Genomic DNA, 16,213 nt, shown 5'->3' with positions numbered 1-16,213 from the left:
CCAAGGAGTTTTCCGTTTCGACTGCGCCGGAAGTGGGGCGAATTATAGACTTCCAGAATCTACCGTCAACCCCTAATTTCAGCTTTATTCGGTTTTAAGCGAAATACGCGCAAATGCCTTCTTTCCAGCCTGGCAAACATGGGTCGCGCCCAGCACGTAAATAAAGGTGCGATCGACAACCTCACCATCTATACGCACACCGCCAGAATTCAGTAGATCACGCGCCACCGCCGAGTTCTTCACCAGGCCCGCCTTATTAAGGACGGCAGCAATCGGCATGTCTTCAGTAGCGGTCAACTCGATTTCCGGCAGATCATCCGGCAGCTCGCCATCCTTCATACGGTTACCCGCCCCACGATGGGCATTGGCCGCCGCCTCTTCACCATGGAAGCGCGCCACAATCTCTTCGGCCAGCTTGATCTTGATATCACGTGGATTGGCGCCCGCCTCGACTTCAGCGCGGAGCGCATCGATCTCATCCATGGAACGGAAGCTGAGCAATTCGAAGTAACGCCACATCAGCGCGTCCGGAATGGAAACCAGCTTGCCGTACATCACACCTGGCGCCTCCTGGATGCCGACATAGTTGCCAAGGGATTTGGACATCTTCTTCACGCCGTCCAGGCCTTCGAGCAACGGCATAGTCAGAATGCACTGAGCCTCCTGACCATAACCACGCTGCAGCTCACGCCCCATCAGCAGATTGAACTTCTGGTCGGTGCCGCCCAGCTCGACATCCGCGCGCAAGGCGACCGAGTCGTAACCCTGAACCAGCGGATAGAGAAACTCGTGAATGGCAATTGGCTGGTTGGTCGTGTAGCGCTTGTCGAAGTCGTCACGCTCGAGCATGCGAGCAACGGTGTACTGTGATGTCAGGCGAATGAAGTCGGCCGGACTCATCTGATCCATCCAGGTGGAGTTGAACGCCACTTCGGTTTTCGCCGGATCAAGAATCTTGAAGACTTGAGTCTTGTAGGTCTCGGCATTCTCGAGAACCTGCTCACGGGTAAGCGGTGGACGCGTTGCGCTCTTGCCGCTCGGATCACCGATCATCCCGGTGAAGTCACCTATAAGGAAGATCACCTGATGCCCCAACTCCTGGAACTGACGCAGCTTATTAATAAGCACGGTGTGACCCAGGTGCAAATCCGGCGCGGTCGGATCGAAGCCTGCCTTAATACGTAGCGGCTGGCCACGCTTGAGCTTTTCGATCAGCTCGGACTCGACCAACAGTTCTTCCGCACCACGTTTGATCAGCGCTAGCTGCTCTTCAACCGACTTCATAACAGACCCGCAAGGCTCGAATTCAAAGGGAACCAACCATACAAGATCACGCGTCAAATACAAAGTTTGGCCGGCGCAATGACGCCAATCCGCTGGCAGAGTGACCACGGACTTGCTTCAGAGATGATTTGGTTATATTTTATACAGTTATTTCATCTTCATCATGTCATTCATCTTTTCCAATTCATCTTTTTTCAAAGTCAAAATTACCCATGACCAAAGAATCGTCTAAAGCGCCACCGCTTTACCCGAAGACCCACCTGCTCGCAGCAAGTGGCATCGCCGCCCTTCTGAGCCTGGCGCTTCTGGTATTCCCTTCCAGTGATGTTGAAGCCAAAAAGACGACTCTGAGTCTTGAACTGGAAAGCCCTGCTGAACAACTGACACAAGATCAAGACGCCGCCGACGCGGTCCAAGCCACAAATGAGCCGGCAACTTCCCCTTTCGCGCAGATCGAAAACAGCGCCGAAGAGCCCCAGGAAACCGCCCAGGCCGCACCCGCGCCGGTTGTCGAAGAAAAGAAGGCGCCCAACCACAGGGAAGTGATCGTCGCCAAAGGTGACACGCTCTCCACCCTGTTCGAGAAAGTCGGTCTTCCGGCTACTTCGGTGCATGAAATACTGGCCAGCGACAAGCAGGCCAAGCAATTCAGCCAGCTCAAGCATGGCCAGAAACTTGAATTCGAACTGAGCCCTGAAGGCCAATTGACCAATCTGCACAGCAAGGTCAGCGACCTTGAAAGCATCACCCTGACCAAGAATGACAAGGGTTTTGTGTTCAATCGCATCACCGCCAAGCCCACCGTGCGTTCCGCCTACGTTCATGGCGTGATCAACAGCTCGCTGTCGCAGTCCGCCGCTCGCGCCGGTCTGTCTCATAGCCTGACCATGGACATGGCCAGTGTGTTTGGCTACGACGTCGACTTCGCTCTGGATATTCGCCAGGGTGACGAGTTCGACGTGATCTATGAGCAGAAGGTTGTCAACGGCAAGGCCGTTGGCAACGGACCGATCCTCTCAGCGCGCTTCACCAACCGCGGCAAGACCTACACTGCCGTGCGTTACACCAACAAACAAGGCAACAGCAGCTACTACACCGCCGACGGCAACAGCATGCGCAAGGCGTTTATCCGTACGCCGGTAGACTTTGCCCGCATCAGCTCGAAATTTTCCATGGGCCGCAAACACCCGATCCTGAACAAGATCCGCGCCCACAAAGGTGTCGACTATGCAGCTCCGCGCGGCACGCCAATCAAGGCGGCCGGTGACGGTAAAGTGTTGTTGGCCGGTCGCCGCGGCGGATACGGCAATACCGTGATCATTCAACACGGCAACACCTATCGCACGCTGTATGGCCACATGCAGGGATTTGCCAAAGGCGTCCAGACCGGTAGCTCTGTAAAGCAGGGTCAAGTCATTGGCTACATCGGCACCACCGGCCTGTCTACTGGCCCGCACCTGCACTACGAGTTCCAAGTCAATGGCGTTCACGTCGATCCGCTGGGTCAAAAAGTCGCGATGGCCGATCCGATTTCCAAAGCAGAACGCGCTCGCTTCCTCGCGCAGAGTCAGCCGATGATGGCGCGCATGGACCAAGAGAAAGCCACCCAACTGGCTTCGAGCAAGCGCTAAGCCATGACGTTCTATGTAGGTGTGATGTCCGGAACCAGCCTCGATGGCCTGGACATTGCGCTGGTAGAGTTGACCCCGGCGATCAAGCTGATCGCCACGCACTACATTCCCATGCCTGACTCACTGCGTACCGAGCTGCTTGGCTTGTGCGCCAGCGGCCCGGACGAGATTGCCCGCTCCGCCATCGCCCAGCAGAACTGGGTGAAGCTGGCGGCACAGGGCATTCACACCCTTCTTGATCAACAAAACCTGAAACCCGAAGACATTCGCGCGATTGGCAGCCACGGCCAGACCATTCGCCACGAACCTGCGCGCGGCTTCACGGTGCAGATCGGCAACCCTGCCCTGCTGACCGAATTGACCGGCATCACCGTGGTCAGCGACTTCCGTAGCCGCGATGTGGCCGCAGGTGGTCAAGGCGCTCCACTGGTTCCCGCCTTCCACGAAGCCTTGTTTGAAGAACAGGCCGGCAACCGTGCAGTACTGAATGTTGGCGGCTTCAGCAACCTCAGCCTGATCGAGCCCGGCAAACCCGTAGCGGGCTTCGACTGCGGCCCGGGGAACGTATTGCTGGACGCCTGGATTCATCAGCAGCGAGGCGACAACTTTGATCGCGACGGCCAATGGGCCGCCACCGGCAAGGTCGAACCTGTTCTGTTGAAAGCATTGCTCAGCGATCCATTCTTCGTGACCAAAGGCCCGAAAAGCACCGGCCGAGAAGTGTTCAACCTGCCATGGCTGACACAGCATCTATCAAAGCTGCCGACCTTCGCCGCCGAAGTCGTGCAAGCAACGCTGCTGGAACTGACCGCGCTGACCATCACCGAATCACTGCAAAGCGCTCAATCGGATACTCGGGAGTTGCTGGTCTGCGGTGGCGGCGCGCACAACGCCACACTGATGAACCGCCTGGCCAGTCTATTGCCGAACGCGAAAGTCAGCAGCACAGCCACTCACGGTGTTGACCCGGACTGGGTTGAAGCCATGGCTTTCGCCTGGCTGGCCCATTGCTGCCTGGAAGGCATTGCGGCCAATCGCCCAAGTGTCACCGGTGCCCGAGGTTTGCGCATACTCGGCGCCATCTACCCCGTCTAAACGCCGGACAACAAAACGCCGCAAGGCCCTGAAGCCATGCGGCGTTTTATAATGCTGATAAGCGCGATCAGATCGAGAACGAAGAGCCGCAGCCACACGTGGTGCTGGCGTTCGGATTCTTGATCACGAAACGCGAACCTTCCAGACCTTCCTGATAATCCACCTCGGCGCCTGCCAGGTACTGGAAGCTCATCGGGTCAACGACCAGGCTCACGCCTTCGCGCTCGACGATGGTGTCGTCATCGGCCACTTCTTCATCGAAAGTGAAGCCGTACTGAAAACCTGAACAACCGCCGCCCGTAACGAATACGCGCAGCTTCAAGCGATCATTCCCCTCTTCATCGACCAGGCTCTTCACCTTGTGCGCGGCACCGTGGGTGAATTGCAAAGCGGTGGGGGTGAAGGATTCGACGCTCATGCTGACTATCTCCCGGCGTTACGCCGCCATAATGCGTGATGACGCGCATTATCCGCTTCTCCTAGAAAAGCGGTCAACTATTGTTACGGTATATCAATAAACCCGATTGCCGGCCGTAAATGCAAAAAGGCCCGTTCGACGGGCCTTTTTGCTGAGCGGGATAAACCTTACGGCAGCATGCCGGCGTGGGACAGGCCCAGACGCTCATCCAGCCCAAACAGAATGTTCAGGTTCTGCACTGCCTGACCCGACGCGCCTTTGACCAGGTTATCGATCACCGACAACACCACCACCAGATCACCGTCCTGGGGACGATGCACGGCGATACGGCAGACGTTGGCACCGCGCACGCTGCGGGTTTCCGGGTGGCTGCCTGCTGGCATCACATCAACGAACGGTTCGTTGGCATAGCGTTTTTCAAACAGCGCCTGCAGATCCACCGAGCGATCCACGACCGTCGCGTAAAGCGTCGAGTGAATGCCGCGAATCATCGGCGTCAGGTGCGGAACGAAGGTCAGCCCGACGTCCTTGCCCGCTGCGCGACGCAGCCCCTGGCGAATCTCCGGCAAGTGACGGTGACCTTTGACGGCGTAGGCCTTCATGCTTTCCGACGTCTCGGAGTACAGCGAACCTACGGAAGCACCACGACCGGCACCGCTGACGCCGGATTTGCAGTCAGCGATCAAGCGAGTGGTATCGGCCAGACCGGCTTCGAGCAATGGCAGGAAACCCAATTGCGTGGCGGTCGGGTAGCAACCCGGTACGGCGATCAGGCGAGCCTGTTTGATCTGCTCGCGATTGACTTCCGGCAAGCCATAAACCGCCTCTTCCAACAGCTGTGGCGCACCGTGCGGCTGGCCGTACCACTTGGCCCACTCATCTGCGTCTTGCAGACGGAAGTCCGCCGACAGGTCGATGACCTTGGTCCCGGCCGCCAGCAGTTCACCCGCCAACGCATGGGCAACACCATGAGGCGTGGCGAAGAACACCACGTCGCAGGCGCCCAGGGTCTTGATGTCCGGAACGCTGAACGCCAGGCCATCGTAATGACCGCGCAGGTTCGGGTACATATCAGCCACGGCCAGACCGGCCTCGGATCGGGAAGTGATCACGACCACTTCTGCCTGCGGATGCTGTGCCAACAGACGCAGCAGTTCGACACCGGTGTAACCCGTGCCGCCGACGATACCGACCTTGACCATAAACCTGCCCTCAACGAACCCACTGGAAAGCCGTCGATAATAGGGCCCGCATCGTCCTGCGACAACCGTCAAGGTGACGTGCGGACGCTCTACCCTCTACTATCTTCGCTACCGTGAACCTGGGAATAACCAAAAATGCTTTATCTGTGGCTCAAAGCGCTTCACATCATCAGCATGGTCTGCTGGTTTGCCGGCCTGTTTTACTTGCCGCGCCTGTTCGTCTATCACGCCCAAAGCGAAGACACTGTCAGCAAAGAGCGCTTCAGCCTGATGGAGCGCAAGCTGTACCGCGGCATCATGGGGCCGGCGATGATCGCCACCCTGATTTTCGGCATCGCGCTGATCGGCCTGAACCCAGGCATTTTCAGTCAGGGTGCGTGGATTCACGCCAAGTTGACCCTGGTGGTGATCCTGATCGGCTACCACCACATGTGCGGCGCGCAGGTAAAACGTTTTGCCCGTGGCGAGAACACCCGCAGCCATGTCTTTTATCGCTGGTTCAATGAAGTGCCGGTTCTGATATTGCTGGCTATCGTAATTCTGGTCGTCGTTCGGCCGTTCTAACTTCAATCGGCACCACTCACCGGGGTATTTCCAATGTCGCTGCCCGCTTTGCTCGAACAACGTTTGCGTTTGCCCGTCGTGGCGGCGCCGATGTTTCTGATTTCCAATCCACAATTGGTGCTCGCCTGCTGCCGTAATGGCGTGGTGGGCAGCTTCCCCGCGCTGAACCAGCGTGAGAGCAGCGGCTTCAAGGCCTGGCTGGAAGAAATCGAAGCTGGCCTGGCGACACTGGATAACCCCGCGCCGTATGCCGTGAACCTGATCGTCCACAACAGTAACCCGCGGCTGCAGGCGGACCTGGACATCTGCATCGAGCACAAAGTGCCGATCGTGATCACCAGCCTCGGCGCCGTGAAAGAACTGGTCGATGCCGTTCACAGCTATGGCGGCCTGGTCTTCCATGACGTGACGACCCGTCGCCATGCAGAGAAAGCCGCCGAAGCAGGCGTCGATGGCTTGATTGCCGTGGCCGCGGGCGCCGGTGGACACGCCGGCACCTGGAGCCCGTTTTCGTTGATTGCCGAAATCCGCCAGTTCTTCGACAAGACGCTGCTGCTGGCCGGCTGTCTGAACCACGGCCACGAGATTCTGGCTGCACAATTGCTCGGTGCGGATCTGGCCTACTTCGGTACGCGATTTATCGGCACCGCTGAAAGTCACGCGCCTGACGCCTATAAAGAGATGCTGCTGACTTCCAGAGCGGCAGACATCATCCATACTCCAGCGGTGTCGGGCGTACCGGCGAGCTTTATGCGCCAGAGCCTGGAAGCTGCCGGTTTCGACATGGCGGCATTGCAAGGCAAGGGTGAAGTCAACTTCGGCTCCAAGCTCAAGCCATTGAGCGATGAAGCCAAGGCGTGGAAAACCGTGTGGTCCGCTGGCCAGGGCGTAGGGGAGATCGATGATTTGCCGAGCGTGGATCAATTGGTCGCCCGGCTGGACGCTGAATACCGCAAGGCGCTGGAACTGGCAGCACAGCTACCGAAACGCTGGCCACGCTGACAGGAAAATTGGGCCAGCCATCCCCGGCTGGCCTTACACTCCGGCTCGCAACACTCCAACTTTCCGAACACTCGCGACAAGGATGCCTCGCAATGACCGACAACCGTTTCAAGATCGTGTTCGACGGCGCTCTGCTGCCGGGGGTCGATATCACCACTGCCAAACTCAATCTGGCGGCGCTGTACAAAAGCGAAGTGGCGGCCATCGAACGGCTGTTCACCGGACAAACGGTTGCGCTCAAGCAAGGTCTGTCGCAGACAGAGGCGCAAAACTATCATCAGGCGCTGACGAAAACCGGCATCGATGCCCGTATCGAAGCCGAACCCTCGATTGAATTGAACCTGGCCGACGTTCATCACGCTCCCGCCAGCAGCCAACCGGTATTCGCAGATCCGGAGTCGCCGTATGCACCGCCCCAAGCCACGGTCGGCGAAAGCCTGCCGCAGTACGCCATGCTCAAGCCTTTTGGCATCGAAGGACGTATCGGCCGTTTGCGCTACCTGGCCTGGACCATGGTGCTGACGTTAGTGATGCTGGGCATCGGGTCTGTCGTGGCCATTTTCGCCATTGCCCTGATCAGTAGCAATTCAACCGCAGGCCTGATTGTCGGCGGTCTGGTGGCATTTTTCCTGTGCATCGCCATCGCGGTCGTCAGCATTCAGATCAGCGTTCAGCGCCTGCACGACATTGGCTGGTCCGGCTGGCTCTGGTTGCTGAATCTTGTGCCGTTCGTAGGCAGTTTCTTTCCGTTCGTGATCATGTGCGTCCCGGGCACCAACATCGCCAATCGCTACGGCCCTCCACCACCGCCGAACACCACGGCGGTCAAAGTGTTGTCTTCGCTGTGGGTCGTGGTGATTGCCCTCGGCTTTATTGGCGCGCTGGCTGGCGGCTTCAGTGCGATCCAGCAAAAGTACGAAAGTGCTGCCGAAACCAGCTATGACAGCGGCTCGGTAACCACCGACGAAGTGGAAGTCGAGCCCGCTGCCGAGGCCGAAGTAGCACCCGATTCCGCAGACGAGGAAGCCGAAGAAGCCCCAGCCCCTGTAGACTCTGCGAAAGAATGAACAGCGCTCCCCGCCCGTGACACCTGCGTCGCCGGCGCGGAGCTGTTGCGATGGAGAACTGCATGACCCGTTACGCTCTGATCACTGGCGCTTCCAGCGGCATCGGCCTGGCGATGGCCGAAGCGCTGGCTCGCCGTGGCCGCAGCCTGATTCTGGTGGCCCGACAGCGTGATCAGCTGGAAACTATTGCGATTGAATTGACCCAACGGTTTGGCGTGGAAGTGTTGTTCCGTGCCTGCGACCTGGGCGAACCGCTGCGGCTGTCCGGATTTCTGCTGGAACTGGAAGAAGGCGACCGGCAGATCGACTTGCTGGTGAACTGCGCCGGCATCGGTACCTGCGGCCCGTTCCTGGCGCAGGACTGGATGACTGAACAAGACCTGATCGAAGTGAACATCCTCGCCCTCACCCGACTGTGCCACGCCATCGGTAACAGCATGGCGTTGCAGGGTGGCGGGCAGATTTTGAATGTCGCTTCGGTCGCGGCTTTCCATCCCGGCCCGTGGATGAGCACTTACTACGCCAGCAAGGCGTATGTGCTGCACTTTTCCGAAGGCTTGCGCGTCGAGCTGAAGAAATGCGCGGTCAAGGTGTCGGTGCTCTGCCCCGGCCCGACCCGCACGGCGTTTTTCCGCACCGCACAACTGGACACCGACAAACTGGTCGACAGCAAACTGCTGATGAGCCCCGAGGAAGTCGCGCTCTATACCGTGCGGGCGCTGGATAAGAATCGCGCCATTATCATTCCGGGTCGCCTGAACCGCTGGTTCGCCTTCCTGCCACGGCTTGGCTCACGCTGGCTGACCCGGACAATCGCGGGCATGGTCAACAAGGCCTACTGCCCGCGCTGATCAACCTTCAAGGCAAAAGGCTGGGCTCGGCGATATCCGATGAGTACACTCAGGCCAGCCAAATAACGGAGAAACAGCTGTGGATACTCTGTTCACCAAGATCATCAACCGGGAAATCCCGGCGAAGATCATTTACGAGGACGACCAGGTACTGGCCTTCCACGACATCGCCCCACAGGCGCCAGTGCATTTTCTGGTGATCCCGAAGAAGCCGGTGCGCACCCTCAACGACCTCACCGAGGACGACAAGGCTTTGGCCGGGCATATTCTGTTCACCGCCCAGCGCCTGGCGCTGGAACTGGGTTGCGAAGAAGGTTTCCGTGTAGTCATGAATTGCAATCCACTGGGTGGGCAGACCGTCTATCACATTCATATGCATGTGCTGGGTCAGCGCCAGATGCACTGGCCGCCGGGTTGATTCACCACCCATCCCTGTAGGAGCGAGCTTGCTCGCGATGGATTCAAGAGCGCCGCGTTTAATCGGTAAACACGCGTTATCGTTAACGACCATCGCGAGCAAGCTCGCTCCTACAATATTGAATCCATTAAGAGCCATGACCCAGCGCAAACCTTCCCCGGCCGATTGGGTTAAACTGATCACCGAGATTCTTCCCGGAGGTCAGCATGACTACCCAACGTCACTACTCGCCGATTGACCGTCTTCTGCTGCAAGCCGATGCCGCGATGCGTACCCTGCTGCCCTTCAGCGGCCAGCCGTACCGTCCGTCCCCCGCGATCGTGCAGCCAGAAGCGCAAATGAGTGACGTAGACACCCGGCACGTTGCCGGTTTGATGCGCATCAACCACACCGGCGAAGTCTGCGCCCAGGCGCTGTATCAGGGCCAGGCCCTGACTGCCAAGCTGCCGCAAGTACGCGCGGCCATGGAACATGCCGCCGAAGAAGAAATCGACCATTTGGTCTGGTGCGAACAACGCATCAAACAGTTGGGCAGCCACACCAGCATTCTCAATCCGCTGTTCTACGGCATGTCGTTCGGGATTGGCGCGGTGGCCGGGTTGATCAGCGACAAAGTCAGCCTGGGGTTCGTTGCTGCTACGGAGCATCAGGTGTGCAAGCATTTGAATGAACACCTTGAGCAACTGCCGGCCGAGGACGAAAAGTCCCGGGCGATTCTTGAGCAAATGCGTATTGATGAAGAGCACCATGCCGAAAGTGCGTTGGAGGCTGGGGGCTTTCGTTTTCCTGCGCCGGTGAAGTTTGGAATGAGCTTGATGGCCAAGGTGATGACCAAGAGCACTTATCGGATCTGATAGCTGCTTTGTCAGTTAGGGCCTCTTCGCGAGCAAGCCCGCTCCCACAGGGATTTTTTGACAGCAATAAAAAAGGCGACTGCCGTGAGGGAGTCGCCTTTTTTTGTGTTCGAAAGTCTTAGGTCGGCATGTTGCGCGCGTAGAAGATTTCGAGCATTTCGTGTTTCACACGATCAGTCACCTGGGCACGCTGCTCAGGGGACAGGTTGTTGGTCGCATCACCGAACAGGTAGTTATCCAGTTCGAAGTTCTTCAACAGCATTTTGGTGTGGAACAGGTTTTCCTGGTACACGTTCACGTCGGTCATCTGGTACGCGTCGCGGGTGTCGTCGGAGAGGTAGTTCTGAATCGAGTTGATCTCGTGATCGATGAAGTGCTTATTGCCTTCGACGTCACGGGTGAAACCGCGCACACGATAATCCACGGTCACGATGTCCGAATCGAACTGGTGAATCAGGAAGTTGAGCGCTTTAAGCGGTGAAATGACGCCACAGGTCGACACGTCAATGTCCACACGGAAGGTCGCAATGCCGTCGTCCGGATGGATTTCCGGGTAGGTGTGCACCGTGATGTGGCTCTTGTCGAGGTGGGCCAGGATAATCTCGGGCAACGGGCCCGGGGATTCTTCGATCTGGCTGTCGGTCGGGGTCACCGGCTCTTCCGAGATCAGAATCGTGACGCTGGCGCCCTGTGGGTCGTAGTCCTGACTGGCGATGTTCAGGATGTTGGCACCAATGATATCGACAACTTCTGTGAGGATCTGCGTCAGGCGCTTCGCGTTGTACTCTTCATTGATGTACTCGACGTAAGCCTGCTGGTCTTGCGGGGTTTCCGCGTAGCAGATGTCATAGATGTTGAAGCTCAAGGTCTTGGTCAGGTTATTGAACCCGTGGAGCTTGAGTTTGCTTTTCACCGTTAAAAACTCTCTATGTATTGCGGCCCGGGCCGCGTGATCAAGCATGCCCGTCAGATGCGAACGACGCACCCGCGTAGGACGGTTAACACCTCTTCGCGATGGCGATTTTGGTTGTCCGTTCGGGCAAGCGGCCTGTCGGCTGACGGACCACTCCCCTGAAAAAAGTGGCGCATTATGCAGACGTCAGCTTGGGATCGCCAGAGTCTGCACTGCTTTTATGATAGTTGAATGTCGATTCAACCGAGTTCGATGATTTCGTAGTCGTGGGTAATCGCAACACCGGCCGCGCCGAGCATGATAGACGCCGAGCAATACTTCTCGGCCGACAGCTCGATGGCGCGTTTGACCTGGGCTTCTTTGAGCCCGCGACCCTTGACCACGAAATGCATATGGATCCTGGTGAAGACCTTCGGGTCCTCGGTCGCGCGTTCGGCTTCGAGGAAGGCTTCGCAGCTTTCTACGGCCTGACGGGACTTCTTGAGGATGCTGACCACATCGAAATTGCTGCAACCGCCGACACCCAGCAGGAGCATTTCCATCGGCCGGACACCCAGGTTACGACCACCGGCATCGGGTGGACCGTCCATGACCACGACATGACCGCTGCCGGATTCGCCGAGGAACATGGCTTCGCCAGCCCATTGGATGCGTGCCTTCATCGCCAAGACTCCACTGTCTAAAAAAGGGTCGCCAGCTTAGCACAGGGCCCTTGATAGACTGCGCTCGCCGTCCTAGGACATAACCACCTGCTTTGTAGGTAAATGCTCGAATATTGCAGGAAGTGTCTGTTAAGCTGACGCCAATTCGCTGGCGCATAGCCAGCTTCGTAGCAACCTCAGCGCCTCATAAAAAAACCAAACACACCGTGCAGTCTTTTCGGGATACAACCATGGTTGCTATTGCCCTTACACCCAAAATCAAGAACGTCGACAAGCTGTTGATGCATTGTCAGCGCCGTCGTTATGCCGCCAAAAGCAACATCATTTGTGCCGGCGACCGCTCGGAGACGCTGTTCTTCATCATCAAAGGTTCGGTCACCATCCTGATCGAGGATGATGACGGCCGTGAAATGATCATTGCCTACCTGAACGCCGGGGACTTTTTCGGTGAGCTGGGTCTGTTTGAACAGGCGGGCCTGGAGCAGGAACGCAGCGCCTGGGTACGCGCGAAGATCGAGTGTGAAGTCGCGGAAATCAGCTACGCGAAATTCCGCGAGTTGTCCCAGCAAGATCCAGACATTCTTTACGTACTCAGCGGACAAATCGCACAGCGCCTGCGCAACACCACCCGCAAGGTCGGTGACCTTGCGTTCTTCGACGTCACCGGTCGAGTCGCGCGTTGCTTGCTGGAACTGTGCAAACAGCCAGACGCCATGACCCACCCCGATGGCATGCAGATCAAGGTGACCCGTCAGGAAATCGGGCGGATTGTCGGGTGTTCCCGGGAGATGGTTGGCCGCGTCCTCAAGGACCTGGAGGAACGCAACCTGGTGGACGTCAAAGGCAAGACCATGGTGGTCTTCGGTACGCGCTAAGCCCTGAACATGTCTGCCAGCAACTGGCGATAGAGTGCGTCGAGCCGCTCCAGTGCATCGGGCGCCGCAAATTTCTCATGCAGGGCGATGTGGCTCTCGGCGCGAACCCGCTGCTCCAGACCGCATGCCTCGTTGAAGCGATTGACCGCCCCGACCATCGATTCGCGCTCGTTATCCAGCAACAACGCACCGTGCACCAATCCAACCGGACGCGAACCGCCCTTGCTCTGGCGCCAGCGCTGAGCGGTGCCGACCATCTTGCGTCCGTCGAGATTGACGTTGAAACGGCCATCGCAAAATGCGCCGTCGATTTCGCCCAGGGACGAAACCCCGCCTAATTCATCCAGCAGCTGACAAATCGGGTCGCAGAGTCGGCGGTACGCGGTTTCGATGCGATTCTGGTCACCCTCGCTGCGGGGTGGCGCGTAGACCAGCGCGATGTTGATGGTTGATGCCGATTGCGGCACGGGTTCACCGCCGGTTTCACGCAACAGTACTGGCCAGCCTGCGGCGGCAGATACTTCGCATGCAGCCTCGAAACCAGGCAGGCGATTCAAGCGGCGCGGCATAACCAGCGCTTTGTCACTAGGTTGCCAGAACAGCAGGCCGAACTCTGAATCGCCGGTGCAGATTGAACCTAATAGATCCTGCTCGGCCAGGAGGCCAGCCTCGACAGTCAGTGAGATCGGTTTGAACATGGATAACTCCGTAAGACATGAGGTCTTTGGGGAATTTGAGGGCCTCTTCGCGAGCAAGCCCGCTCCCACATTAGTCCGCGTTTCTCCAGGTAACGCCGATCAAATGTGGGAGCGGGCTTGCTCGCGAATGGGGGCGCCTCGTTTTTTCTGAAGGCACTCAGTCGCGTGTAGAACCACTCACTGCTACACCGCGTTCAGGGAAAAACAGACGCTGCAGTTCGGTGCCTGGGCTTTCGGCGCGCATGAACGCTTCGCCAACCAGGAACGCATACACGTCGCTGATTTCCATCAGCTCGACATCGGCCCGATTGAGAATGCCGCTTTCTGTAATCACCAAACGATCACGCGGAATACGCGGCAACAGGTCAAGGGTGGTTTCCAGGCTGACGTCGAAGGTGTGCAGATTGCGGTTGTTCACGCCCACCAGCGGAGTGTCGAGGGTTTTCAAGGCCCGCTCCAGCTCGTCGCCATCGTGGACTTCCACCAGCACATCGAGGCCAACACTTTTGGCCACCGCCGCCAGCTCGGCCATTTTCACGTCATCCAGTGCGGAGACGATCAACAGCACGCAGTCAGCGCCCAATGCACGGGCTTCGACGATCTGGTACGGATCGATCATGAAATCCTTGCGGATCACCGGCAGTTTGCACGCCGCGCGGGCCTGTTGCAGATACGCATCGGCGCCCTGGAAGTAATCGATATCGGTGAGCACCGACAGGCAGGTCGCGCCGCCCTTTTCGTAACTCCTGGCAATGTCCGCCGGAACGAAGTTCTCGCGAATCACGCCCTTGCTCGGCGAAGCCTTCTTGATTTCAGCAATGACCGCCGGCTGTTTCAATTTGGCCTGAGCGATCAGGGCCTTGGCAAAACCACGGGGTGCATCGGCCGCCTTCGCCAGACTTTCCAGCTCCGCCAGACTCACACGAGCGCTACGCTCGGCGACTTCCTGGACTTTGCGCGCCAGAATGTTTTCCAGAACCGTCGGTACACTCATCCCTCATTCTCCACTTTGAATACCGCGGTAAATGCACCCAACTCCTCAAGTTTTTCCCGAGCGAGGCCTGTGTGCAGCGCATCGTGCGCCAGGGCAACGCCTTCTTTCAAACTGGTCGCCAGGTCGGCTGCGTATAGCGCAGCACCGGCATTGAGCACGATCATCTCGGCGGCTTTCTGACCGCTCTCGGTCTTGCGCTTGCCGAGGGCATCACGAATCAGCTCGAGCGAAGCGGCCGGGCTTTCCACCGCCAGGCCGTGCAGGCTCTGGCTCTTCATGCCCAGGTCTTCCGGTTCGACCCAATACTCGGTGATCTGGTCATTCTTCAATTCCGCCACGAAGGTCGGCGCTGCCAGACTGAACTCGTCGAGGCCATCCTTCGAATGCACCACCAGCACATGCTTGCTGCCCAAGCGCTGCAAGACTTCGGCCAATGGGCGACATAGCGCCTGGCTGAACACGCCCACCACCTGGTGTTTCACGCCGGCCGGATTCGTAAGCGGGCCGAGCATGTTGAACAGGGTACGCAAACCAAGATCCTTGCGCGGGCCGGCGGCGTACTTCATGGCGCGGTGATGAGTCTGGGCAAACATGAAACCGATGCCGACGTTGTCGATGCAACGCGCCACCTGAACCGGCGTCAGGTTCAAGTAGATGCCCGCTGCTTCCAGCAGATCTGCGCTGCCGCTTTTACCCGACACCGCACGGTTACCGTGCTTGGCCACGGTGCAACCGGCCGCTGCCACCACGAAGGAAGACGCCGTCGAGACGTTGAAAATGTTCGCACCATCGCCGCCGGTGCCGACCACATCGACCACGCCGTCGAGGGTTTTGAGCTCGACCTTGTCCGCCAGCTCGCGCATGACCGACACGGCGCCGACGATCTCGTCGATGCTTTCGCTCTTCATGCGCATGGCCATCATGAACGCGCCGATCTGCGCGTCCGTGCATTGCCCGGTCATGATCTCGCGCATCACATCGCGCATTTCTTCGGTGCTGAGGTCGAGGTGATCGACGATACGGCTAAGGGCTGTCTTGATATTCATGGAAAGTCCTTAGCGCGTGCCGCCGGTTTGTTTGAGGAAGTTGGCGAACAGCTCGTGGCCCTGTTCAGTCAGGATAGACTCAGGGTGGAACTGCACACCTTCGATGTTCAGCGTCTTGTGGCGCAGGCCCATGATCTCGTCGACCGAGCCGTCTTCAAGCTGGGTCCAGGCGGTCAGCTCCAGACAATCCGGCAGCGTTTCGCGCTTGACGATCAACGAGTGATAGCGCGTAACCGTCAACGGATGATTCAGGCCTTCGAATACACCTTTGTCTTCGTGGAACACCGGACTGGTCTTGCCGTGCATTACCTGACGGGCGCGAACCACATCGCCGCCAAAGGCCTGGCCGATGGATTGATGGCCCAGGCACACGCCAAGAATCGGCAGTTTGCCGGCGAAATGCTTGATGACGTCAATCGAGACGCCCGCTTCGGTCGGCGTGCAAGGACCGGGAGACACAACGATCCGCTCAGGGTTGAGGGCTTCGATTTCGGCAACGGTCAGTTCGTCGTTGCGCACGACTTTGACCTGGGAGCCGAGCTCACCCAGGTATTGCACAACGTTGTAAGTAAAAGAGTCGTAGTTATCGATCATCAGCAACATGGCTTGAGAACCTCTTGAATTCACTGACTATAAAGA

Annotated in this window: 18 protein-coding genes; 9 read left to right on the top strand and 9 right to left on the bottom strand. The window is 58.1% G+C overall.

The window, feature by feature from the left end; translation table 11 throughout:
- Positions 1 to 84: 84 nt before the first annotated feature.
- Positions 85 to 1,284 (bottom strand): tyrosine--tRNA ligase, encoded by a 1,200-nt coding sequence (tyrS, locus tag ACYZTL_RS18435; RefSeq protein WP_461952990.1) that lies wholly within the window; start codon positions 1,282 to 1,284, stop codon positions 85 to 87.
- 212 nt (positions 1,285 to 1,496) lie between these two features.
- Between tyrS and ACYZTL_RS18430 the strand changes: the two genes are divergently transcribed.
- A complete protein-coding gene (locus tag ACYZTL_RS18430) occupies positions 1,497 to 2,915 on the top strand; it encodes a peptidoglycan DD-metalloendopeptidase family protein (protein ID WP_461952989.1) in 1,419 nt (472 codons plus the stop codon).
- A gap of 3 nt (positions 2,916 to 2,918) precedes the next feature.
- The gene (locus ACYZTL_RS18425) at positions 2,919 to 4,010 is read left to right on the top strand and encodes an anhydro-N-acetylmuramic acid kinase (RefSeq protein WP_461952988.1); all 1,092 of its coding nucleotides are present in this window, start codon (positions 2,919 to 2,921) and stop codon (positions 4,008 to 4,010) included.
- Positions 4,011 to 4,077: 67 nt separating this feature from the next.
- Here ACYZTL_RS18425 and erpA read toward each other — a convergent pair whose 3' ends face one another.
- Together erpA and argC are read right to left on the bottom strand one after the other, a co-directional pair.
- Positions 4,078 to 4,428, bottom strand: coding sequence for an iron-sulfur cluster insertion protein ErpA (gene erpA / locus ACYZTL_RS18420; protein ID WP_007947969.1), 351 nt, complete (start codon positions 4,426 to 4,428; stop codon positions 4,078 to 4,080).
- Positions 4,429 to 4,595: 167 nt separating this feature from the next.
- On the bottom strand, positions 4,596 to 5,630 hold the full coding sequence (argC, locus tag ACYZTL_RS18415) for an N-acetyl-gamma-glutamyl-phosphate reductase (protein WP_017341086.1): 1,035 nt from the start codon (positions 5,628 to 5,630) through the stop codon (positions 4,596 to 4,598).
- Positions 5,631 to 5,765: 135 nt separating this feature from the next.
- Between argC and hemJ the strand changes: the two genes are divergently transcribed.
- The 6 genes from hemJ (at position 5,766) to coq7 (ending at position 10,386) form a co-directional block, all read left to right on the top strand.
- Complete coding sequence (gene hemJ / locus ACYZTL_RS18410; RefSeq protein WP_461952987.1) at positions 5,766 to 6,194, top strand: protoporphyrinogen oxidase HemJ; 429 nt, start codon at positions 5,766 to 5,768, stop codon at positions 6,192 to 6,194.
- Between the two features lie 33 nt (positions 6,195 to 6,227).
- Entirely contained in the window at positions 6,228 to 7,196 is a 969-nt protein-coding gene (locus ACYZTL_RS18405) for an NAD(P)H-dependent flavin oxidoreductase (protein ID WP_461952986.1), read from the top strand.
- A 92-nt stretch (positions 7,197 to 7,288) separates the two neighbouring features.
- Entirely contained in the window at positions 7,289 to 8,263 is a 975-nt protein-coding gene (locus tag ACYZTL_RS18400) for a DUF805 domain-containing protein (RefSeq protein WP_461952985.1), read from the top strand.
- Positions 8,264 to 8,325: 62 nt separating this feature from the next.
- Positions 8,326 to 9,114, top strand: a complete 789-nt coding sequence (locus ACYZTL_RS18395) for an SDR family NAD(P)-dependent oxidoreductase (protein ID WP_461952984.1) — start codon at positions 8,326 to 8,328, stop codon at positions 9,112 to 9,114.
- Positions 9,115 to 9,193: 79 nt separating this feature from the next.
- The gene (locus tag ACYZTL_RS18390; RefSeq protein ID WP_150800425.1) at positions 9,194 to 9,532 is read left to right on the top strand and encodes a histidine triad nucleotide-binding protein; all 339 of its coding nucleotides are present in this window, start codon (positions 9,194 to 9,196) and stop codon (positions 9,530 to 9,532) included.
- 206 nt (positions 9,533 to 9,738) lie between these two features.
- A complete protein-coding gene (gene coq7, locus ACYZTL_RS18385) occupies positions 9,739 to 10,386 on the top strand; it encodes a 2-polyprenyl-3-methyl-6-methoxy-1,4-benzoquinone monooxygenase (RefSeq protein ID WP_461952983.1) in 648 nt (215 codons plus the stop codon).
- A 118-nt stretch (positions 10,387 to 10,504) separates the two neighbouring features.
- Here coq7 and speD read toward each other — a convergent pair whose 3' ends face one another.
- Both speD and ACYZTL_RS18375 read right to left on the bottom strand, forming a co-directional pair.
- The gene (gene speD, locus ACYZTL_RS18380) at positions 10,505 to 11,299 is read right to left on the bottom strand and encodes an adenosylmethionine decarboxylase (protein WP_131061017.1); all 795 of its coding nucleotides are present in this window, start codon (positions 11,297 to 11,299) and stop codon (positions 10,505 to 10,507) included.
- Between the two features lie 239 nt (positions 11,300 to 11,538).
- Positions 11,539 to 11,961, bottom strand: a complete 423-nt coding sequence (locus tag ACYZTL_RS18375) for an OsmC family protein (protein ID WP_007994936.1) — start codon at positions 11,959 to 11,961, stop codon at positions 11,539 to 11,541.
- 230 nt (positions 11,962 to 12,191) lie between these two features.
- Between ACYZTL_RS18375 and crp the strand changes: the two genes are divergently transcribed.
- Positions 12,192 to 12,836, top strand: coding sequence for a cAMP-activated global transcriptional regulator CRP (crp, locus tag ACYZTL_RS18370; RefSeq protein WP_461952982.1), 645 nt, complete (start codon positions 12,192 to 12,194; stop codon positions 12,834 to 12,836).
- On the opposite strand, the gene ACYZTL_RS18365 is transcribed toward crp, so the two are convergent.
- The 4 genes from ACYZTL_RS18365 to ACYZTL_RS18350 form a co-directional block, all read right to left on the bottom strand.
- On the bottom strand, positions 12,833 to 13,534 hold the full coding sequence (locus ACYZTL_RS18365; RefSeq protein ID WP_461952981.1) for a lipoate--protein ligase family protein: 702 nt from the start codon (positions 13,532 to 13,534) through the stop codon (positions 12,833 to 12,835). The genes crp and ACYZTL_RS18365 overlap by 4 nt on opposite strands.
- Positions 13,535 to 13,691: 157 nt before the next feature.
- A complete protein-coding gene (gene trpC / locus ACYZTL_RS18360) occupies positions 13,692 to 14,528 on the bottom strand; it encodes an indole-3-glycerol phosphate synthase TrpC (RefSeq protein ID WP_461952980.1) in 837 nt (278 codons plus the stop codon).
- Entirely contained in the window at positions 14,525 to 15,574 is a 1,050-nt protein-coding gene (gene trpD / locus ACYZTL_RS18355) for an anthranilate phosphoribosyltransferase (protein ID WP_461952979.1), read from the bottom strand. Before trpD ends, trpC begins: the two co-directional genes overlap by 4 nt.
- Positions 15,575 to 15,583: 9 nt before the next feature.
- Complete coding sequence (locus ACYZTL_RS18350) at positions 15,584 to 16,177, bottom strand: aminodeoxychorismate/anthranilate synthase component II (protein ID WP_008027095.1); 594 nt, start codon at positions 16,175 to 16,177, stop codon at positions 15,584 to 15,586.
- Between the last annotated feature and the right edge of the window lie 36 nt (positions 16,178 to 16,213).

This window comes from Pseudomonas sp. LB3P81, assembly GCF_054897965.1.
Note: the sequence above shows the minus strand (reverse complement) of the source record. Positions and strands in the feature narration are given on the sequence as shown.